Genomic DNA, 22,101 nt, shown 5'->3' on the forward strand with positions numbered 1-22,101 from the left:
TTGCGGGCAATGGTTATGGGGCCGGGGAGAGGAGGCGGGCCGCTTTGTCGATGTCGGAGGCGTGGTCGATGTCGATTATGAGTCCGAAAGGCCACGCCTTGAGCCTCATGCCTGAGGCTACGAGCGCGCGCTGAAAGTCACGCATGCGTGTCTTGCCGGCGGCCATGCATTCGTCGAGTATCTCGAGCGCGCTCTCGGGTAGGGCGTATATGCCGCCCGAGATGTAGCCGGCTCCTTCGACGGGGGTGTCGAAATAGCCGGTGACGGTGCCTTCACGGTCGGCTGACACGTAGAGAGGCTTTTCGTCGTCGATATAAGTCGTGACTCCCATATAGCCGTCATACGTGCCTGTGTCGGCGGCATAGGCGTCAATATAGCGGTCAAACTCGGCCGGGTCAAACACTGTGTCGACTGTCGTGAGGCAAAACCGCCCGCACCCTTTCAGGCAGGGGGCGAGCCGGTGCAGACTGTGCATTGAGCCGGGAGTGGAGGCCGTCACTACGTGGTCGGCGTCAATCTCCGGGGCACATGCAGCTACCTCCGGACTTATGATTACACTCACGCTCTCGCAGTCGTGTCGCGAGCGGAATATTCCTGTCAGCCGCTCTATCAGTGTGCTCCCGCCGACACGCACCAGCGGCTTGGGGACATTGATGCCCTCATGCTTCAGGCGTGAACCTTCTCCGGCGGCGATAATGGCGTAGTGCATGATTGGTTGGCTGTGGTGTGATGACGGTCCCGGCTGTCAAGAGCAAGCGGGTAAAAACCGGCGAGGGGCTAAACTCCTCGACTCTAAACTCTCAACTCTGAGTAATCGCGTTCACGCGATTACTCAGAGCGTCCGCGGTCAAAGTTCTGCTTGCGCAACGGATTGGCTGTGGCGTCGGCTTCGCGACGGCGGTTGCGATAGATGTCGAGTGCCATGTAGATGGCCTCGCGCAGCGACTGTGGGTCGGCCGAGCCTTTGCCTGCGATGTCAAAGGCTGTGCCGTGGTCGGGCGATGTGCGCACGGCCGGAAGTCCGGCTGTGAAGTTGACACCGCGCTCGCCCATGAGCAGCTTGAAGGGGATGAGGCCCTGGTCGTGATACATGGCCAGGATGCCGTCAAACTTTTTGTAGGAGCCGCTTCCGAAAAATCCGTCGGCCGGATAGGGACCGAAGGCAAACACCCGTTTCTTGTAGGCCTCGGCCACTGCGGGCGCGATGATGTCGTTTTCCTCCGAACCTATCACGCCGTTGTCTCCGGCATGGGGGTTGAGCGAGAGCACGGCTATACGGGGCGAGTGGATGCCGAAATCGGATATGAGCGAGCGGTTAAACCGCATGATGCAGTCGGCCACAGCCTCTTTGGTCACCTTTGGAGCCACGCCCGACAGCGGTTCGTGGATGGTGACGAGGGCTACTCTGAGTTCCTCGCCGGCCATTATCATCATGGCTTTGGCCGAGCCTTGTCCCAGACGGTCTTCGAGATACTCGGTGTGGCCCGGAAAGGCGAACTCTTCGCTGTGGATGGCGTCTTTGCTTATGGGACAGGTCACGAGCACGTCGATATTGCCCTCGCGTAGATCGGCCACGGCGCGGTCAAGCGCGGCGAGTGCGGCGGCTCCGGCGGCCGGCGTGCATTTGCCGGGCTCGGGCACCACGGTCTCGTCGACCACATTTATTATATAGTTGTGGTCGCCGTTGGCCTGGGATGCGTTTTCTATCTGAGTGAACTTCACCTCGGGCAGCTCCATCATCTTGCGGTAGGAAGCCGCAATCTTGGCCGAACCATACACCACCGGGGTGCATATCTCGGCTATGCGGGGATCCTCGAGGGTCTTGAGGATTATTTCATAGCCGATGCCGTTGATGTCTCCGTGGGTGATGCCCACTTTTATCTTGTTTTCCATAAAATAGTCTGTTGGGCTTGATAGCCCGGCTTATCGTTGTTCGATTATCGAGACGATGCGGTCAAAGTTGACTCCCATCTCCTCGAGGTCGCTGATTATTGCTTCGGCGTCACCTCCCGCGTCGGCATAGTCCTGAAGGAGATACACCATGTAGTAAGTCTCGGCAAAGCGGTCGGTATCCTGAAGTGTCGCATACTGCCAGGGCGCGAGGCTCTGGTAATATTTCACATTGGCTCCGTAGCGGCGCAACTCCTTCTCGAGAAGCTCGAGGGCGTGCTGCTTGAGCTCGGGACGCTCGGTGGCCATGCCTATGCGGGCATAGATCTGGGCCATCTTCTGAGGTATCTGTATCGCGTAGGGCGATGCGGCCTCGGGGAGTTTCTCCTCCATGAGCTTGAGCAGCGTGTAGGCCTTCTCGTAGCGGTCGGCCTTGTAGGCCGCGAGAGCCGCGCGGTCGGCCTCGTCAGTGACGGTGCTGTCGGCACGCTCGGCCATGACAGCCTCGTTGATGAGGGCGGTGGCTGCGGTGAGTATATAGGAGCGGTGGGTGGTGACCATGCGGCGCACTGTCTCGTCGAGATATATCTGGCCCGGCTCGGTCACTTTGTCGAGGCCGCCCCAGCGGAATTTCTCGGTGATGTTGCGATAGGCCTTGTCGGTGTTGACAGCCACGATGTCGCGGTCAGAGTTCTCGTCGTTGACCACAGGGGTGAACTCATAGGCCATACCGGTGGAGCGCATGTAGGGCTGGAGTCCGAGATAATAGTTGGAGGGCACGGTCGACGCGATGTAGACCGGGCGTTTCCATCCGTTCTTGATCGAGGTGTTGAGTATGTCGAGACTCAGCACCTGGCTCAGAGTCATGCCTCCGTGGCTCATCGACTCGGGGTCGTTGTGCATGTTGGCTATCATCACGGGGTCACACTGGGCGGCCTCCTGCTCGGTGATGCGTCCGGCCTTGACTGCGGCCTCGAGGTCGACGGGGATATACATGTTGGTATACTTCATCATCGGCGCGTTCCACGAGTTCTGACTTGATTTCGGGTCATAGAGCTGTGCGAGCGACGAGTCCACAAGCACGGCGGTGGTGTCCTCGTCGGCGGCGAAGTAGTTGAAGTTCATGCGGTCATAGGCATAATTCTCGGGTTTGGCGAGTGTCTCGATGCCTGCGGCCTCATAGGAGGGATGCTTGACCTGATTGGCATACCAGTCGGTGGTGAGATAGCTGAGGTTGACCACCTTGACGTCGGTGCGGTGGCCCTCCACTTCCTGAGCATACCACAGGGGGAAGGTGTCGTTGTCACCGTTGGTGAATATGATGCCGTTCTCGTCTACCGAGTCGAGATAGTTCATGCCGAAGTCGCGTGTGGTGTAGCGTCCCGAGCGGTCATGGTCGTCCCATGTCTGCGACACCATCTGCAAGGGCACTGCCAGACCTATCACGCAGGCGATGACGGCTGCGATGAGCGACTTGTCGGCCGGTTTGGATGATGACGTCTTCTCTTTCGACGGCTTGGGTGTCATGAGACTCGTGAGTATGTGCCACAGGCCGGCTACACCCATGCCCACCCATATGGTGTAGGCGTAAAACGAGCCGGCAAACGCGTAGTCGCGCTCACGGGGCTGCGAGGGTGTCTGATTGAGATAGAGCACGATGGCGATACCCGTCATGAAGAAGAGGAAGAATATCACCCAGAACTGCTCGATGCCGCGCTTCGACACGAATGCCTGCCATCCGAGACCGATGAGGCCGAGGATGAGCGGGAGCATGTAGAACACGTTGTGGCCCGGATTGCCCTTGCCCTCCGAGTCGGGCAGGAGGCTCTGGTCGCCCAGACGGGGAGTGTCGATGAAGGGGATACCCGAAATCCAGTTGCCGTGGTTCACCTCACCGTTGCCCTGGATGTCGTTCTGGCGGCCGGCAAAGTTCCACATGAAGTAACGCCAGTACATGTGGTTGAGCTGATAGACGAGGAAAAACCTCATGCTCTCGCCGAATGTCGGCTTGATGCGGTCGGTATACTGGAGCACGTTGCCGTTTTGGTCGACATACTGTGTGGCCTTGACGGGTGTGCCTCTGGGTCCGCCTATCCATTCCGAATAGGCCTGGGTGTGCGCTCCGCTGTATATGCGGGGGAAGAGCATGTCGAGCTCGGGGCTCATGCGGTAGTTCTTCTTATAGCCCTGGAATACGTAGCTGTCCTTCTGGTCGGGCGAGGTCTTGGTGGCTTTGGCATACTGGGGCGCACCGTCGGAGTATTGGGGGGTGAGCTGGCCCGAGGGCGACGCTTCATAGACCACCGACGAGTTGTTGGTCTGGCCATAGAAGAGCGGACGCTCGCCATACTGCTCGCGGTTGAGGTAAGAGGCGAGGGCAAACACATTGTCGGGCGCGTTCTGGTTCATCGGCGGATTGGCCGACGAGCGTATGAGCAGCAGCGCGTAGCTCGAGTAGCCGATGAAGATGACAAAGATGCTCATCACCACGATGTTGAGGATTCTCACCGGGAGCTTCTTGGCCCAGAACAGATAGGCCAGCAGGCCACCCATGATGATGACGGGTATCCACATGCTGTTGCCGATGAAGGGGATGCCCGAGAGCAGGATGCTGAGGGCCACGCTCCAGCGCAGACGGCTCACGTTGTTCTGCTTGTAAAGCTCGCTGATAGCCCATATGAACGAGCCCACAGTGAGGATGGCATAGATGAGCACACCGATGTTGTAGCTCAGACCGACCACGTTGACAAAGAAGAGCTCGAAATACTGCGACACTTCGATGAATCCGGGCACGAGTCCGTAGAGTATCAGACCCACCACTACGGCCGAGAGGCCGAGTGCCACGAGCGAACCTGTCGCGGTGGTGTCTTTCCACAGACGGTAATAGATGACCAGGCCTATGGCGGGGATACACAGCAGGTTGAGCAGGTGCACGGCTATAGAGATGCCTATCACATAGGCTATCAGTATCAGATATTTGTCGCTGTGGGGCATGTGGGCACGGTTTTCCCACTTGAGTATCAGCCAGAACACCAGCGCGGTGCAGAACGACGAGAACGCATAGACCTCGCCCTCGACGGCCGAGAACCAGAACGTGTCGCTCCACGTGTAGGCCAGCGCGCCACATATGCCCGAACCGAAAATCACGAGCATCTGCACGAGCGATACCTCCTCGGCGTCATCCTTGACTGTCAGACGTTTTACCAGGTGGGTGATGGTCCAGAAGAGCAGCAGTATGGTTGCCGCCGACAGCAGTGCTGACATCGAGTTGACCATGAGTGCCACCTTGGTCACGTCGCCAAAGGCGAAGTTGACAAAAAAGCGAGCGGCAAGCATGAATATGGGGTTGCCCGGCGGGTGGCCTACTTCAAGTTTGTAACCCTGCGAGATAAACTCCGGGCAGTCCCAGAAGCTGGCTGTAGGCTCGACGGTGAGCAGATAGGTCACCGCGGCTATGGCAAAGCACAGCCAGCCCAGTGTGTTGTTGATGAGATTGTATCGCTTCACGATTATAAATTGAGCTCTAAACTCTTAATCTTTAACCTTTAAACTTCAAAATACCCATGGCTTCGCGCACTTCGGCAAGGGTCTTCGACGCGCGCTCGCGGGCGCGTTCCGCTCCCTGACGCACCACCTTGGCGATATATGCCTCGTCGGCGCGTATCTCCTGATAGCGTTCGCGTATCGGGGTAGTGACTTTGAGTATATCGTCGGCCAGTTGCTTCTTGAGGTCGCCGTAGCGTATCGAGCAGTCGGCATAGGCGTCGCGATACTGCTGCACCATCTCGGGGCCCGATGTAAGCTCCATGAGGGTGAAGAGGTTTTCTACAGGCTCCGATACGGGCTGATTGGGCTCCTTGGGGCCTTCGTCGGTCTTGGCGCGCATCACTTTCTTGCGGAGCACCTTCTCCTCGTCCACGAGATATATGCAGTTGCCCTCGCTCTTGCCCATCTTGCCCGAGCCGTCGAGTCCGGGCACCTTCACTGCATGGTCGCCGAAGTTGAAGTTCTCGGGTTCGGGGAAGAGGTCTACGCCATAGAACGAGTTGAAGCGGCGTGCAAAGCGGCGTGTCAGCTCGAGATGCTGCTCCTGGTCCTTGCCTACGGGCACCTTGTGGGCCTTCTGGATGAGGATGTCAACAGCCATGAGTGTGGGATAGGTGAGCAGACCGGCGTTGACACGCTTGTTGGTGTCGGCTCCGATTATCTGCTTCTCGATGTCCTGGCCGTCGTCGGTGATGCCGAGCTGCTTGCGGGCCTTGTCTTTGAATGAGGCTGTGCGCATAAGCTCGCCGATGCCCACATGCATGTTGAGCAGCAGATACATCTCGGAGATTTCGGGCACATCGCTCTGGACGAATATATTGGCCTTGTCGGGGTCTATGCCGGCGGCGAGATACTCGGCCAGGATGTTGCGCACGTTCTCGTGCAGGGCCTTGGGGTCGGGGTTGGTGGTGAGTGCGTGGAGGTCGGCTATGAAGAAGAGGCAGTCGTAGTCATCCTGCATCTTGACAAACTTGCTGAGAGCACCGTAGTAGTTACCCAGGTGCAGATTGCCGGTGGCACGGATGCCCGAGAGCACGATTTCTTTATCTTTCATGTTGATAGCGTTAATTTATTTGGGTGACAAAGTTACAAAAAATCCGCTAAACACTGTAGTTAATCAAACTAAAAGTGACAGTCAGACCGGTATATCTCCCGTCTTGACAAAAAAATCACCCTCGGCCGCCATTATCGGCCGAGGGTGATTTTTTTGTCAAGACGGGATGCTTACTTGTAGAAAGTGTTCATGTTGTTCTTCACTTTCTTGTTGCCGCGGAGTATGGCGGGGAGGTTGCCGGCCATGCGCGATGCGCCGCGCTGCTGGTCAAAGCGTACCGCGCTCTCCTCACGGTTGTAGGGGCGGCCTTCGTTGTCGATGGCTGTCACCTGGAGCACTACCACGGCGTTGCTGCCCTGCATGGGACCGATGAGGTCGCCTGCCTTGGCTGCGGCCACACGGCCCTGGAGCTCGCTCTCGTTCATGCCGATGCCGGGCACGAAGGGCTGGCCGAAGTTAACCGAGGTGGTGTCGACCGATGCGCCCATGAGCTGGGCATATCCGGCTATGTCAGAGGCCTTGCCCTGATAGTCGGCGATGAGTTTGGCGGCTTTCTTGTTGTTGAGGGCGCGGCGGGTCAGCTCGTTGTTGAGCTGCGGGTCGCGGGCCGGGGTGAAGTCTTCATAGATGTCGTCGACTGCCACGGCGAGGAGGTGGCCGGTCTGGATGTCGCCGAATACGGGCGATACATCACCCTTGTCGGCCTCCATGGCCCATGCCACTGCCGCATGGCTGTCGGTGAGGTTGCTGATCGAGGGGGTAGATGCCGACACGTAGAAGGGGAAGGCGGTGTAGCCGCCGGCCTGCGCGCTGTCGGTAAACTCTTTGGCTGAACGGTGTCCGGCCACATAGTCCTGAAGCGATGCCTCGAGCTCGTTGATGGTGGCGTTGGAGGGCTCGGTGGTGAAGGTCACGTTGGCGATCTCATAGACTGTGGTGGGAGCGTTGCGCTCGGCCACACGCACGATGCGTCCGCCCTCGGCAAGTGTGTCGGGTGCGAAGTATACACCGGTAGCGCGGTCGGCGATGAGTTCCTTGATCATGGCCGAGTTGGCGTCGAGGAGCGATACCTCCATCTCTTTCTGCGACTGGGCCACTAAGGGTGAGGCTGCTATTGAGTCAAACGCCGCGCCGCTGTTGAGGAGGCTTACGAGCGAGTCGATCTGAGCCTTGGTGCCCTGCACGGCCATGAAGTCAAGCTTCACTTTGTCGGGCTGCTGGCTCTTGTTGAGGAGCTTGGCGATGGTGTAGTCGTTGCCGTTCTTGCTCACGAGCACTGCACGGCCCACTGAGAGCGAGTCGAGGGCTGATTTCAGACGGGCCTGACGGTCTACGTCGGCCTGTGAGAGCATCTGGCGGTCGGCGATAAACTCGGGCATGTCGGCCAGACCCTGTGTCTCGGGCTGGTTGTTGAGGGCGAGGATTGCGTCCTCGACTTTCTTCTGACCGGCGAGCACATCGGCCTGTGAGGGGATGATGTTGACGGCTATGTAGCTCACGAGGCGCACGGGCTCGGTGAGGGCATAGCGGTTTTTCTCCGAGTTGTAGATGGCGTTGACGTCGGAGCTTTCGACGGTATATTCGTCATCCTTGAGCGACGAGAAGTCCTTCTTGGTGTACACTACGTTGGCAGTGGGTGCGTTCTCGTCATAGAGAGCCTTGGCGTCAAGATTGTTGGCGGCGATGAGACCTGTGAAGAGGGTCTGGAACTTCTGCTGGAGGAGCATCTTCTCGACGTTCTGCTCCATGTCGAGCCAATACTGCTGGAGCTGCATGGCCTGTTCCTGGGGCATGCCGTATTTTGTGGGATTGAAAGCCATGTCGTGGGCGGTGGCTGCGTCGGGCAGGCCGAGCTGCTGCTGCACCATGCGGTCTACGTAGGCCGAGTTTTTGCCCACCATCATTTCGGTAAGCTCTGCGTCGGTCACGGTGATGCCGAGGTCGGCTATCTCCTGGTTGAAGAGCTTTTCAGCGATCATGGCGTCGAGCACCTGCTGCTGGAGCACGGCGTTGTCGATGCGCTGGCCGCGCTGCTGGGCCTGCTGTGAGGCCTGCTGAACGCGACGCTGAAATTCCTGTACATCTACTTTCTGGTCGCCTACCTTGGCGATGGTTGTTCCGGTGCCGAAGAAGGTGCGGCCCGAAGTGAAGAAGTCACCGATGATAAAAGCCAGCAAGGCGGCTCCAACGATGATCAGCAAGAGCACTGACTTGCTACGGATTTTTTCGAGTGTTGCCATTCTATGTTTAGATGATTTTTGATTATTCGGTTTGGTATGTTAAGGCGGGTGCGCGGGAGCTACCCTGCGCAATTAACGCACAAAGGTACAATATTTTCGCTTTAATTCAAATAATTTGACTGCTATTTCATGGTGCGGATGTGGCAAATGTGGCCAATCGGCGGTTTTTTCAGATAATTCGGCGTATGGCCCACGACACGAGATAGGCTCCGGCCATGGTCAGTACTATCAGGGCCGAGCACGGCACGTTGACCACCGTGGCCAGCAGCAGTCCGGCCAGCGAGCATGCCAGCGAGATGCCGATTGACAGTCGCATTATGGAGCCGAAACGCTTGACAAACAGTTCGGCCGTCATCTGGGGCAGCGCGAGCATCGACATGAGCAGCATCACTCCGACGAGCCGGATGGTGAGCACTATACACACGGCCACAAGCACCGTCATGACTGTGGTGACAAAGGTCACCGGCAGACGGCGCACCCGGGCGAAGTCGGGGTCGAAGGCACAGATGACAATGTTGCGATACATGGCTGCCATAAATCCTATAAGCACGAGCGTGAATATCAGGAAGGCCCACAGGTCGCCGCGGGTGACGGTGAGGATATTGCCGAAGAGAAACGAATTGAGCTCAGGCACGTAGCCCGGAGTCAGGAATATAAAAAGTGTGCCTATGGCCATGCCTATGGCCCATATCACGGCAATGGCCGAGTCTTCGCGCACGCGGTGTCGCGTCGACATCCACTGAACCCCCAGCGACGAGGCTATGGCAAAGACGGCTGCCATAACTACTGGGTTGATACTCAGATAATAGCCGAGGCCCAGCCCTCCGAAGCAGGCATGTGTCACGCCGCCCGATATTGACACCAGACGGCGGCTCACTATATATGTCCCTATCACGGCCGACGCGATGCTCAGCAGCACCACCGCCATAAGTGCGTTGCGGAAAAACTCGTAATTAAATATATCCATTTTACTTGCCCTACGGGCAAAGGTTATGAGGTTATAAGGTTATAAGGTTATTGTTTGGCCTCCGGCCAAGGGTTATAAGGTTATTATTTGGCCTTTGACTAAGGGTTATAAGATTATAAGTTGTCAATAAATCAGTCACTTTGCTCGAAGAGCAAAGATTGCAAGGTTTTGTCGGTCGCCCATCAGGCCCATGAGGCTCATTAGCCCCATCGGCCCCATTAGCCCCAAAAACATTCCGTCAGGCTTAACCTTATAACCTTTGCCCGCAGGGCAAGTCAAGAAACAAGCATGAGCCACTCGTCGCGCAGGGCATCGGGCAGAGGTATATCGCGCTGAGTAAGAGCGATGCCCCACTGATACACCTCCTCGGGGCGGAGAGTGTAGAGCACTTCGCGAAATTCCTCAATCTCTTCCGGGGTATAGCTCCCCGGCTCGCGACCCTTGTAGCGGTCGAGTTCCTCATCGTTGTAATACAGCTCCTCGGAGGTCAGCAACCCCTTCTCGCACACCGCATGCCGGCCGCAACACACCTCTTCCTCTTCAATCTCCTCTTGCGGAGCCGTAGAGTCGGCCACCGAGGCCGACCTGTCACGGGTGATATAGAGTATCACGCCCGTCAGAAGAGTTATGCCGAGTATTATGAAAGCTCCTGTCATGGCTGCTTATGCTTCGTCTTCATTATCGGGAGTCTCGGCGTCGGCATCGGCGATGGTAAAGCCGGCGGCGCGCAGCGCATCCCAATAGCCGGGATAGCTCTTGCTCACCACCTCGGCGTTACGTATCACAATGCCGGGGATATAGAGCGACACGGGCGCGAGACACATGGCCATGCGGTGGTCGTCATAGGTGTCAAAGACAGGCATGCGGCTGATGGGCACACGGCGTCCGTCCCAACTGAGCGCGCCGGCCACCGAAGTGTCGAGCATCACGCCGGTCTTGGCAAGTTCGTAGTGCAGAGCCGCCACACGGTCAGTCTCCTTTATGGCGAGAGTGTGAAGTCCGGTGAAGTGAAACGGTATGCCCAGCATCACGCAAGTCACCGTCACATACTGTGCAAGGTCGGGACAGTCGGAAAAGTCGATTGAGGCCCTCGCGTCGGCATCCGGATTGGCCATAAGCTCGGTGCCACCCTCCTCGCCCTCCCACTCGGTGTCGACACCCAGGCGGGCATATATGTCGGCCAGACGTCGGTCGCCCTGACATGAATCGTCGGTGAGATTGTCGATGGTGACCATGCCGGCCGAGAGAGCTACGATTTCATACCATGCGGCCGCCGCGCTCCAGTCGCCCTCGATGGGGCGGGGTGTCGCGGGTACTTTGTAGCTGCCCGCTGGCACTGTGACGGTGTTGAGATAGAAATCGCTCTCCACGCCGTGGTCGCGCATCATCTTGAGAGTCATGAGTATATAGGGGCGCGATGCTATCTCGCCGAGCAATGTCAGTTTCAGCCCCTGTTCCATGACGGGAGCCGTCATGAGCAGTGCCGAGATATATTGCGAGCTGACCGAAGCGTCAAGTTCGAGTTCGCCTCCGCGCAACCGCTGTCCGCGTATGCGCAGCGGCGGGAAACCCTCTTCGCCCTCATAGCTTATGTCGGCACCGAGCTGACGTAGAGCCTCGACGAGCACCTTGATAGGGCGTTGGCGCATACGCTCCGAGCCGTCGAGAGTGATGTCACATCCCGGTGTACAGGCGTAGTAGGCGGTGAGAAACCTCATTGTGGTGCCGGCCGCGCCTACATTGACGGTGCGGTGGGCGGGAGAGAGCGGAGCATCGCGCAGGGCCGCAAGCATGGCGTCGGTATCGTCACACTCAGCCACCTGTCCCGGCAATACGGCTCCGGGAGTGAGAGCACTGATGATGAGCGCGCGCGCACTCATGCTCTTGGACAGCGGCAGCGACAGCCGCGCCTCAAGAAATCCTTCGGGGGGAAATAACTTTATATCCAATCCTTCTTACTTTAAACTTCAAATTAGCAATTAGCAATTAGCAATTAGTAATTAGCAATTAGTAATTAGTAATTTTTTGCAAGCCAAGCGGAAAGCCGATTAAGCAATTTGCAGTATAATATTGATGGCATTTAATTGACAGCCAACATCACTGATAACAACAGTGATAATATCAGCAACAATATCAGCATAAGTTAATTACTAATTACTAATTGCTAATTACTAATTAACAGAAATGTTCGTTATGACAGATTTTTGGGAGCCGCGCCAGGGCACGGTGCCGAAATATTTTTGTGTGGTGACAGTCACGCGTTTGCCCGTACCCTGATAGGACTGCACGAGCCGCCCCAGCGAGTCGTTGGGTATGGAGAAATAAAAATCGCGCGAATACACCTTGGAAGTATCGGCCAGCACGCTCTCCGAAATCATCTCTCCTTCAAATGTCTTGAAAAATATGCCCCTCTTCTCCACAAGAGTGATATAGCCCGTGGTGAGAGTGTCGGACGTATAGGGCACGAAATAGCGTATGTAGAAAGCCACGGCCAGCACGGCAAACACTATAATGAAAAACCAGGCCAGACGCCGGCGGCGACGTCGGCGACGGCTCCGGGCCGGAGCGTCATCATCGGCCGGAGATGCGGTCTGAGAGCCATTGGCGTAACTTTGGCCCGAGGGGAATGTAAACTCGTTGCTACCGCCGCCGTTCTGCGATGAGGGTTGATTGTCTGCGGCCGTAGCGGTGTCGCTCCCGGCGGCAGGAGCGGCGGGAGTGTCTGTGCCTTCAGCCGGGGTGGCGGTTTTGTCGCCATCCTTGTCGTTGAAGTCGCGAAGGAAATAATCCTCCTGGTCGTCAATCCATTTCATTTCTTCGGGTTTTTGGTTAGGGCTATCCACGCGAAAGTGAAAAGACCGAGTATTATAGATGTCACGGCCTGTACGCCGAGTGCGAGATTGGCAAATGATGCCATGTAATCTTTAGTCAGGCCCGGGATGCCGTCACAATAGAGGCTGAGGCCGAATATCATGGCCCACTGCCAGGGTCCGATGCCGCCGTTGGATGGAACAAGCATCGACAGGCTTGTGAGTACGAAGCAGAGCAGCACGGCCGTAAGCCCGTGGCGCACCATCACCTCGGCTACGAGCGGAAATGACATGAAGGCACACACGAGTCCCACAAAGTAGCACGCCCATAATATTAAGGTGTAGAAGAGCCACAGACCTTTGCCTCTCATGCGGCCTATCACGGCAAAACCTTCCCACAGCCCTTGCCACAGACGGCGGCATATGGCCACAACCTTGTTTTCGGGATACCTGACAAATATCCACACCGTGACGGCAAGCACCGCTGTCATGCAGCCCCACAGTACGGGCGAGCAGAGCAGGGCGATGACGCGGGCCATGAGCCCGGGGTTCTGGCCGAGATATGACATCAGTTGCGGGCCTGCGAGCACAAAGGCCGAGAGCGAGATGAGTCCGACCATAACGGTGTCGGAGAGGCGGTCGGCCACCATCGAGCCGAATACGGTGGTGAAGGGGGCTTTCTGACGCTCGGCCACAAAACCGGTGCGCCACACTTCACCAAGACGCGGAAACACCAGATTGACCGCATAGGTGCCGAATACGCTCAGTGTCAGCACCCACACCGAGGCCTTGATGCCAAGAGCCCTGAGTTGGAGCTGCCAGCGGGCGGCGCGTGCCCACATGGCTCCGATGAGCAGGAGGATGTTGACGGCTATCCAGCGGAAGTCACACTGCGTGCATATGGTCTCCCACATCTGCCGCAGGTCCATCCCCCTGACCAGCAGGTAACACAGCCCTACGGTTATCACTGCGGGCACGCAGTAGCGCAACAGTATTTTGGTGAAGTTTGCCAATGTCGGACAGTTGTCTAAAAATATCTGTTATTGGTGTTATAGTTGTAGTTGCCGTTGGTGAGATTGCCGTTGCGGGTGGCGTTGTTCATGAAGGGGTCGTCAAAAAATTCGTCCTCTTCCTCTTCGTCACCGTTGCGTGGCTCCTCGGGGTCGCCCTTCTTGCGCTTGGGCTTGTTTTTCTTGATTTCCTGCGGCTTCTGCTGGTCGACGGGCAGCTCGTTGATGTCCCAGCTCTGCTCGATGGTCCAGTTCTTTTTGAGAGTCAGCTTCTTGGGATAATAATATGTCTCCTCGGGCTGGCGCGGTATGGAGTCGGAGAGCGAGCCTGTGGTCCACTTGCCGTCGCCGTTGGCGTCGATATACAGGCGTGCGTAGTAGGTGCCGGGCGGCAGATAGGCTATGGTGGCTATGTTGCCCTCGACGGGGGCGTAGCCGGCGGGTTTGTCGGACGTGTTGAGCACTTCCACTATGGCCGGACGTCCGTCAAGTCCGGTGATGGTGAACGATACGGTCGAGTAGTCGTCGCTCTTTTTGGTGGTGAACTCATGGGTGAGCGGTTCGTTGTCGAGCCCGTAGATGTCATGCACGGCGGCCGAGTCGACCGTCAGACGATATTTCGTGCCCTCCTCCCATTCATAGGGGGCGGTGTAGGTCATGGGCTTGAGCGAGTCGAGACGGTGAAAACGCGGCGGCTCTATGGGATACCACAGTGTGTCGACCTGCATCTCGAGTTTCACAGCCGTGGTGTCGAAGCTCACTATCGGAGTGCCTCCGGTGATGACGAGTCCGCGGTTAAGCTCCTGACTGGAGCCTGACGATACGCGCAGGTCCATATGTGGTATCTTGGGTATGGAGTCCTCCTCCTCCTCGTCTTTTTTCTTCTTTTTCTTTTCCTCCTTTTTCTTGACGGAGCGTATGTTGAAGCGCAGGGTGTCGGTGGTCCAGCTCAGGCAGTCGTTGGTGTCGGTGCGCATGTAGCTGGCCTCGAGGGTGATGGAGTCGAGGGCTACGAGCGAGGTGTCGGCTATCCAGTAGGTCAGCGTGTCGAGTGTGGGCGATGCGTCGAGCATGCTCCAAGTGGATATTTCGTCGCCTGCGCGGTGGGTGTTGAGCAGACGGATTATGGGGTGGGTATCGGCCTTGGTGCCGAACTGAAAGGTTATCTTGTTGCGCTCGGGGCGTTTGTAGTCCTTGAGATATTGCGAGGAATATCCTTCGTTAAACCATGTGAGGAGCACATCGTCGGGCAGATAACGGGTGGCGTCGCGGGTCACGAGCGAGTCGCGCTGTCCGTTCTCGCGCACGAGGGTGTCGGTCACGGTGGTCGGGGTGGCGGTCGGACTGATGGTGACGTCATAGAAGGCTACGTCCTCCGAGCGGTCCCAGTGATAGTCGCGGTTCACGTCGTTGAGCGCGAAGATGCGATAGGTCCCTTCCTTGAGATTGCGTATGGTGAACTGTCCCAGTTGGTTGGTCTTGGTGATGCGGTCCATCGGCAAGGTGTGTATGGCCGAGTCCTCGAGATTGGAGTATACGCCCACGAGCATGCCTTGGGCGGGCTCGAGCGTCTGTGCCTCAAACACCATGCCCGAGATGCGCAGGGTGTCGATGGTGTCGCCTGTGGCAAAGTCAAGGGCCAGACCGTCAAGTACATTGCCTTCGTTGAGGTCTTTGACTGCGTCGGCAAAGTCGATGGTGTAGGTGGTGTTGGGCAGCAGTGTGTCGCGCAGCTCCACGGTCACGCGCTTGGCGTTTGACGATATGGCGGGGGTGGTGCGCTGGGCCGGTGACACGACTATCTTGTTCATGGCGTCGTCAAGAGCGATATTCTCGTCAAATTCGACTGTTATCTTGTTGCCTTTGACATTGAGCTGGCCCATAGCGGGGTTGGAGCGCACATACACGGGAGGCAGCTCGTCGCGCGGGCCACCTTCGGGCCGGCCCATATTGGCACAGGCGGCCACCAGCATGGCTGCCGCAATCATTGCAAGGAGCAATCTTAACTGCTTGATAGGATGCATCGTCTTTAAAAACTGCCTGTTAGGAGGGTTTATCTTGCAAAAGTACTAAAAAAACAACATTTACCCCCTATTTTGTTTTAAAAAACGATAGATTGAATGGTGTACTACCCGGCTAGGACACCCTCAAAGCCTTTGGGGCGGATGGCGTGCGGGGGTGTACTAATGAGATAGTACACCCCGCTTACAGTGCCCTCAGAGTGATGCGGGTGTCGCGGAGGATGACTGCCGACTGTGAGGCGAGGTCGCGGATGGCCTGTATGACGGTGTCGCGTCCGTAGCGGGGCGCGAGGGTGTCGACTGTCTCGCTGACGTCGGTGCCTCCGGGGCGCGAGGCGTGATAGATGATGGCGTCGCGCAGGCCGGACTGCTCTGCATCGGCGCGCCGGGCCTGGCGTCGCGAGCGGCAGACGTCACATTTGCCGCACGGCTCGGCCGGCGATTCGCCGAAATAGCGCAGCAATGTGTTGGCGCGGCATTCCGAGGCGTTGAACACGAACTCCTTCATCGCGTTGACCCGCTGCTCCATGCGTTCGCGCTGACGCTCGTAGACGTCGATGGGGATGATGATGTGGCGCGGCTCCTCGCGCGAGGTGGTAAAGACGAGATAGGGTGTCGTAGTTCGGGGGATGTAGTGGATTACGTGCATGCGCCCGAGTGTGAGCAGGGAGTTGTAGACCTGCTCGGACGAGAGGCGCAGACGCTCGGCTATCGTGAGTTCGCTTATGTATACATAGTCGGCAAACAGGCCTGTGTATTGCCGGAGCACGCATTGCAACACTTCTTCGGTGTCAGGGTCGAGACGCAGCGAGTAGAGGTCGTCGCGTTTCATTGTCACCATGATGCGTGAGCGCGAGGTGGTCTCTTCGATATACTCCACATAGCCGGCGCGTGTGAGGATGTGGAGCGCGCTGCGAGTGGTGACGGGCGGGAGGCTGAATGTGTCGCAGAAAAGGTTGAAATTAAACTGGCATACAGTCCCGTAGCCTTCGCCCACGGGGATGTTGAGAAAATTGCCTGCCATCTCGTAGACGTGGGCTATGAAGTCCTTGGGCGGGAAGGCTTCGTTGACGCGCCGTGTGAGCAGTCCCTTGTCGGAGCGCGAGGCTATGACCACGGCGAGCGACTCCTTGCCGTCGCGTCCGCCGCGTCCGGCTTCCTGATAGTATTCTTCGAGCGAGGGGGGCAGGTCGTAGTGCACCACCAGGCGCACGTCGGGTTTGTCTATGCCCATGCCGAAGGCGTTGGTGGCCACCATGACTCTCACTTCGCCACGTTTCCATCGGTCCTGGCGCATCTCTTTGTCCTCGGGGTCGAGACCGGCGTGATAGGCTTCGGCCGAGATGCCGGCGTCGGAGAGGAGTGCGGCGAGTTCGCGGGTGCGGCGTCGCGAGCGCACATATACGATGGAGGTGCCTGAGGTGTTGAGGAGCACGCGCATGAGTGTCGGCTCCTTGGCGTCGGCATAACGCACTATGTAGCTGAGGTTTTCGCGTGTGAAGCTACGGGCAAAGACTCGCGGCTTGTCAAACGACAGGTGGCGCATGATGTCGGCCGTGACTTCGGGTGTGGCCGAGGCGGTGAGCGCGAGCACCGGCACGTGAGGGCCTACTATGCGCCGCAGGGCTGCTATGCGCAGGTAGGAGGGGCGGAAGTCATAGCCCCACTGCGATATGCAGTGGGCTTCGTCGACCACGAGCAGCGAGACGGTGAGTGAGCGCAGTTCGGCGAGAAAGTGTTCGTTCTGAAGGCGTTCGGGCGAGACGTATGCAATCTTGGCTTTGCCGAGACGACATCGCGTCATGGCGAGGTCTTTTTCGCGCGGTGTGAGTCCGGAGTGAAACAATACGGCCCTTATGCCGCGGTCGGCCAGGTTGTCCACCTGGTCTTTCATGAGCGAGATGAGTGGCGTGACCACTATGGTCACTCCTTCGAGCATGAGTGCCGGCACCTGAAACGTGAGGCTCTTGCCGCCCCCTGTGGGGAGCAGTCCGAGGGTGTCGTGTCCGGCGAGCACAGAGTCGATTATCTCTTCCTGCATGGGCCGGAACTCGTCATAACCCCAATATTGCTTCAGGACACTTAGTTTCAATTAGTAATTAGTAATTAGTAATTAGCAATTAGTAATCCCTTTATTAATTACTAATTATTAACAAAGGATTCCTTTTACGAGGAGCTGTACGGAGTGGGATGTCTTGCGCTTGTTTTCCTCGATGGTGTAGCAGATGTCAAACGGCTTGCCGGCGTGGATATGGGGGAAGTAGGCGGCCGAGTTGAAGGCGATGCCGTTGTAGACTTTGCCCGAGGTGTCGTCGACCACTTCGAGTTTGATGTGCTCGCCCTGCTTGCCGACGAGTTTGCTGGTGCCGAAGTCCTTGACACGGAGGGTGCAGAACACCGGTTTGGAGTTGCCCGGTCCGTAGGGGTTGAACTTGCGCAGCAGCGTGAGAAACTCGGGCGTTATCTCGCTGAATGTCAGATAGGCGTCGATGTCGTGCTGGGGCGTGAGCTGGTCGGTGCGTATGTTGGTCCTGACATATTCCTCAAACCGGCGTGTGAACTCGGGGATGTTTTCTTCCTTGAGCGAGAGGCCTACCGCATAGGTGTGTCCGCCGAAGTTTTCGAGCAGGTCGCGGGTCGACTCGACCGCACTGTAGACGTCAAAACCCTGCACCGAACGGCTCGAACCGGTGGCCAGACCGTTGGCATGGGTGAGCACTACGGTCGGCTTGTAGTAGAGCTCGGTGAGACGCGATGCCACGATGCCGATGATGCCTTTGTGCCAGTTTTTGTTGTAGATGACTATCGACTTTTTCTGCGAATGGCTTACGTCGCGCTCTTCGAGTATGGTGTTGGCTTCTTCGGTTATCTGCTTGTCAAGCTCCTTGCGGTCCTGGTTGTATCCGTCGATCTCTTTGGCTCTTGCCAGGGCATCGGCCATGTCGCGGCTCACGAGCAGGTCGACGGCCTCTTTGCCGCTCTGCATACGTCCCGAGGCGTTGATGCGCGGCCCGATCTTGAATATTACATCGCTGATGGTAATCTCCTTGCCCGAGAGTCCGCAGGTGCGTATGATGGCGCGCAGGCCCATGTTGGGATTGGAGTTGAGTCGTTTGAGACCATAGTAGGTGAGTATCCTGTTCTCACCGACCATCGGCACGATGTCGGCGGCGATTGACACCGCCACAAGGTCGAGCAGTCCCTCGAGGTCACCCATAGGGAGGGAGTTGGAGATGGCGAAGGCCTGCATGAGCTTATAGCCCACGCCACAGCCCGAGAGATGTGAGCACGGGTAGGTCGAGCCTTCGAGCTTGGGGTTGAGGATGGCCGCCGCGGGGGGCAGCACATCGTCGGCCACGTGGTGGTCGCAGATGATGAAGTCGATGCCGAGTGAGCGCGCATAGGCTACTTCGTCGGTGGCCTTGATGCCGCAGTCGAGTATGATGAAGAGACGCACGCCGCTCTCGGCGGCCATGTCGATAGTGGCGCGCGAGATGCCATACCCGTCCTCGGTGCGAGTGGGTATGTGATACTCGATGTTAGAGTAATAGTTACGCAGATATTTGTAGACGAGAGCCACGGCAGTGGTGCCGTCCACGTCATAGTCTCCGTAGACCATTATTTTTTCTTTCCTCCCCATGGCGAGGTTGAGCCGCTCCACAGCCCGGTCCATGTCGGGCATGAGGAACGGGTCGTGCAGATCCTTGAGCGAGGGGTAGAAAAATTTGTCAGCCTCCTCGATTGTGGATATGCCCCGTTGTGCCAGCAGCTCGCTAACAGGCGGAGTGCCCGAATAGCGTTGCGCCAGTCGGGATTCCGCTTCTTGCTCGTCGGATGTAAGAGGACAGTAGTTCCATTTACTTGTCATTTATGTAGTTTTTTTCTTTTTCCAAAGAGGGCGGCACCGGGCCGGATGAGGGAGAGGTGTGGAAGATGGAAAATTTAAAATGGAAAAATCGGAAGGTCATTTTAAATCTTGCATTTCGCGAGGTTACAGTCCGTTATATACGGCTATTCCCCTCAGTCAGAGTCCTGAACAAAGGGGGCGAGGGGAGAGTCGGGTCACGAGAGGGCACGAATCGGCATGAGCCTATTCACCCTCTTTTGCAAAGTTACACAGAAATACTCACATTATACATATAAATAATGTTAATCTCAGTGTCGGTGTGTGGAAAAATATGACAACAAAAAGGTATAAAATGCAAGAGCGCGGGAGTGATAATTTCGATATGAGAATTATCACTCCCGCGCTCTTTGTTGTTCGTATGTCGCGGCTCCGTGGACGGGATTATCGGAGTGAGTCGAGCAGGGTGGGCGAGGGGTTGGTGTAATTGTCTATGCCGAGGTTGATGTTCTTGAGGTCGGGGAGGGTATGATGGATGGGGTAGACTTCGGGCGTGGGTGCCTGACCTGAGAATTGGCTGAAATAGAGCACACAGGCGTCTTTCCACCATTGGGCGTCGCGGGCCTGTGTGACCAGACGGCGGTTGACGTCGGTCCATATGGCTGAGTTTACATAGGGGCGTGCGTCGGCCCAAACATGCTGATAGTGTGCGGCACGTGCGGCTCCTGAGGCGTAGCGGTGACACAGTTCCTGCCACATGGTGCGGCCCGACTGCATGCGGTGGTTCCAGGGGACGTGGTGAAACCACAGGAGGAGATTTTCGGGACATGTCGAGATGTCGGTATAGACGGAACGCAGGGAGTCGGGATATTGCGACACGGCGTCGCTGCCCGAGGGTGTGCGGTCAAAACCGAGTCCGGCCTTGTCGGCGCGGTGATAGTAGGAGGGCATCCAGTCGGGACGCGCGCCCTCGATGTCACACCAGGGCTCGGGGCCGTAATGATGGCCCCATGCGAAGATGTGGTGAAGTCCGAGCGGCATCATGTAGTCGACCACTGTCTCGCGCGAGGTGGTGAACATGTCGATGAGGCTGCGGCGTATGTCGGCCGGAGTCTCGGCCGGGTCGATGAGCCGTGAGTCAATCCACTCGCCGGCGATGGCTTCGGGGGTGAGCGTGGGGTCCCAGGCCAGACGTCCGAAGGCATACCAGTTGGCGTCGGCCAGCGGATGGCCTGTCATATTGGGGTCGTCGCCCACATTGGCGACTCCGGCCACGGCTTTGAGCGAGGCGGGCGATACCTGACTGAAAAATTCCTGCCACATGGGGGCGAGAAAGGCCAGGTGGTTGGCATGGCCGAGGTATTCCTGCGTTACCTGAAACTCCACCATCTGAGGAGTGGCCGGCATGGCTCCGAAGAGCGGACTGTAAGCCTCGCGGGGCTGGAAGTCGATGGGGCCGTTCTTGATCTGGATTATGACGTTGGGGTCAAAGCGGCCGTCGAGTGGCTGAAACTCCATATAGGCCTGCTTGGCGCGGTCGGCGTCGATGGGTGAGTAGACAAATGCCCTCCACATCACTATGCCGTGATGAGGTCGCAGGGCACGGGCGAGCATATTGGCTCCCTCGGCATGAGTGCGGCCGAAATCCATCGGGCCGGGCTGGCCTTCGGAGTTGGCTTTGACGAGAAAACCGCCGAAGTCGGGGATGAGACTGTAGATTTCGTCGGCTTTTCGCTTCCACCACTTCTGTACGGCCGGGTCGAGAGGGTCGGCTGTGGGGAGCGAGTCGAGGGCCATGGGTGAGGCGAAGTTGACCGACAGGAATACTTTTATGCCGTAGGGGCGAAATGTGTCGGCCAGTGCTTTGATTTTGTGGAGATAGGGGGTGGAGAGGATGAGGGGCGAGGCGTTGACGTTGTTGAGCACGGTGGCGTTGATGCCGATGCTTGCGTTGCGTCGGGCATAGTCGGCATATCGCGGTGACACGACGTCGGGGAGCTCGTCCCATTTCCACATCGAGCGGCCGGCATAGCCGCGCTCGATGGTGCCGTCGAGATTGTCCCAATGGTTGAGTATGCGCAGGGCGAAAGCCGGTGACTCGGCGATGTGAGAGGGTATTTGCGCTCCGGAGGCCGATAGCCGGGCCAGATGATATGCGCCATAGAGTGCGCCGAGGTCGGTGGGGGCTGTGATGGTGATGCGGTCGTCCTGTCGGGTGATTTCGTAGCTGTCGTTTCCGTCGGAGGGGCGGCTGCGGGTCTCGACTCTGATGTGGGTTATGTCGGGGAGTATGTCGGGGGCGGTGAGTTCCTGACGTGCGAGCTCAAGAGTGGGTGACAGACGTTTTTTGTTGAATGTGACGTCGTTCACGGCCTGTGATGTGAGGCAGGAGCATATGAGGCAGGCAGACAGCAGGGTCTTGATTACTGTGGTCATGATTGGTAGGGATAGATACAGAGGGTTAGGAAGGAATAAAAGTAGCCGCAACCGGCTTTATTCTATAAATGGACGTGTCAGGACTTGCTTCTCCAAAGATTCAATCTCGTCGATAGCCCCAAGGATGTCAAACAGTCGATATTTTATGCGGTCATCCATAGTCACTACAAATTAATGTTTTGATGCGCTTATATTGTTGTACCGCTACGCGGCACATGCTGTGGATAATTGTTCTGTACCATGGCTGCGCACCGCTTGCGCGGGTGCTTGCCATGGCCTAAGT

The 22,101-nt window shown here is 57.4% G+C and carries 14 protein-coding genes; all 14 read right to left on the bottom strand.

The annotated features are described in order from the left end of the window. Positions 1-13: 13 nt before the first annotated feature. The 14 genes from QGT73_RS06495 to QGT73_RS06560 all read right to left on the bottom strand — a co-directional run bounded on the left by QGT73_RS06495 (position 14) and on the right by QGT73_RS06560 (position 21,818). Positions 14-709, bottom strand: a complete 696-nt coding sequence (locus tag QGT73_RS06495) for an NTP transferase domain-containing protein (protein ID WP_280121882.1) — start codon at positions 707-709, stop codon at positions 14-16. Between the two features lie 119 nt (positions 710-828). Beyond that, on the bottom strand, positions 829-1,893 hold the full coding sequence (pdxA, locus tag QGT73_RS06500; RefSeq protein ID WP_280121883.1) for a 4-hydroxythreonine-4-phosphate dehydrogenase PdxA: 1,065 nt from the start codon (positions 1,891-1,893) through the stop codon (positions 829-831). A 30-nt stretch (positions 1,894-1,923) separates the two neighbouring features. Continuing rightward, positions 1,924-5,397: a glycosyltransferase family 117 protein gene (locus QGT73_RS06505; protein WP_280121884.1), complete on the bottom strand. Its 3,474-nt coding sequence runs from the start codon at positions 5,395-5,397 to the stop codon at positions 1,924-1,926. A gap of 31 nt (positions 5,398-5,428) precedes the next feature. Next, on the bottom strand, positions 5,429-6,490 hold the full coding sequence (gene trpS / locus QGT73_RS06510; RefSeq protein ID WP_280121885.1) for a tryptophan--tRNA ligase: 1,062 nt from the start codon (positions 6,488-6,490) through the stop codon (positions 5,429-5,431). 170 nt (positions 6,491-6,660) lie between these two features. Further along, a complete protein-coding gene (locus QGT73_RS06515; protein WP_280121886.1) occupies positions 6,661-8,730 on the bottom strand; it encodes a SurA N-terminal domain-containing protein in 2,070 nt (689 codons plus the stop codon). Positions 8,731-8,899: 169 nt separating this feature from the next. Then, a complete protein-coding gene (locus QGT73_RS06520; RefSeq protein ID WP_280121887.1) occupies positions 8,900-9,697 on the bottom strand; it encodes a metal ABC transporter permease in 798 nt (265 codons plus the stop codon). Between the two features lie 275 nt (positions 9,698-9,972). After that, positions 9,973-10,353: a hypothetical protein gene (locus QGT73_RS06525; protein ID WP_280121888.1), complete on the bottom strand. Its 381-nt coding sequence runs from the start codon at positions 10,351-10,353 to the stop codon at positions 9,973-9,975. Positions 10,354-10,359: 6 nt separating this feature from the next. Then, positions 10,360-11,646, bottom strand: coding sequence for a 3-phosphoshikimate 1-carboxyvinyltransferase (locus tag QGT73_RS06530; RefSeq protein WP_280121889.1), 1,287 nt, complete (start codon positions 11,644-11,646; stop codon positions 10,360-10,362). Positions 11,647-11,868: 222 nt separating this feature from the next. Further along, positions 11,869-12,510 (bottom strand): hypothetical protein, encoded by a 642-nt coding sequence (locus tag QGT73_RS06535; RefSeq protein ID WP_280121890.1) that lies wholly within the window; start codon positions 12,508-12,510, stop codon positions 11,869-11,871. Further along, positions 12,507-13,520 carry a lysylphosphatidylglycerol synthase transmembrane domain-containing protein gene (locus tag QGT73_RS06540; RefSeq protein WP_280121891.1) on the bottom strand — a complete coding sequence of 338 codons (1,014 nt, stop codon included), beginning with the start codon at positions 13,518-13,520 and terminating at the stop codon, positions 12,507-12,509. The genes QGT73_RS06535 and QGT73_RS06540 overlap by 4 nt, the downstream gene beginning before the upstream one ends. A 14-nt stretch (positions 13,521-13,534) precedes the next feature. Then, a complete protein-coding gene (locus tag QGT73_RS06545) occupies positions 13,535-15,541 on the bottom strand; it encodes an Ig-like domain-containing domain (protein ID WP_280121892.1) in 2,007 nt (668 codons plus the stop codon). A 181-nt stretch (positions 15,542-15,722) separates the two neighbouring features. After that, positions 15,723-17,630, bottom strand: a complete 1,908-nt coding sequence (locus tag QGT73_RS06550; RefSeq protein WP_280121893.1) for a RecQ family ATP-dependent DNA helicase — start codon at positions 17,628-17,630, stop codon at positions 15,723-15,725. Positions 17,631-17,687: 57 nt separating this feature from the next. Continuing rightward, positions 17,688-19,406, bottom strand: a complete 1,719-nt coding sequence (gene recJ / locus QGT73_RS06555; protein ID WP_280121894.1) for a single-stranded-DNA-specific exonuclease RecJ — start codon at positions 19,404-19,406, stop codon at positions 17,688-17,690. A 420-nt stretch (positions 19,407-19,826) separates the two neighbouring features. Next, positions 19,827-21,818, bottom strand: coding sequence for an alpha-glucuronidase (locus QGT73_RS06560; protein ID WP_280121895.1), 1,992 nt, complete (start codon positions 21,816-21,818; stop codon positions 19,827-19,829). Positions 21,819-22,101: the final 283 nt, after the last annotated feature.

The organism is Duncaniella muricolitica (genome assembly GCF_910574735.1).
Classification (GTDB): Bacteria; Bacteroidota; Bacteroidia; order Bacteroidales; family Muribaculaceae; genus Duncaniella; species Duncaniella muricolitica.